Annotated in this window: 1 protein-coding gene; it reads left to right on the top strand. The window is 57.8% G+C overall.

All coding sequences use genetic code 11. The features are described from left to right. Positions 1-282 (top strand): DDE-type integrase/transposase/recombinase (locus E4K09_RS02785; protein ID WP_134495035.1); only part of this gene is annotated, 282 nt, incomplete at both ends.

The following is a 282-nucleotide window of genomic DNA, read 5'->3' as shown; positions in this document are numbered from 1 at the left end:
GCGGCTTATCGCTTCCTGCGCAAAGCCTTGAAGGCAGTGAGTATCCGAAGGCAATTCGGCGCTTGCAGAATGAAGGGTTGCTGTCGAAAGACGTCGAGCATCGGACGTCAAAGTACTTAAACAACATCATCGAGGCGGATCACGGCGCGATCAAGCGGATGATCCGGCCGGCTCGCGGGTTCCAGCGAATGAAGACCGCGTCTACGACCCTGAAGGGGTTCGAGATCATGCGAATGGTCCGCCGAGGTCACTGCATGCTGAGGCATGCGGGCGTGCTAGATG

The sequence above is a fragment of the Microvirga pakistanensis genome (assembly GCF_004458765.1).
In the GTDB taxonomy this organism is placed as follows: Bacteria; Pseudomonadota; Alphaproteobacteria; order Rhizobiales; family Beijerinckiaceae; genus Microvirga; species Microvirga pakistanensis.
The sequence above is the reverse complement of the archived record's forward strand: the minus strand, read 5'-3'. Positions and strand labels throughout refer to the sequence as shown.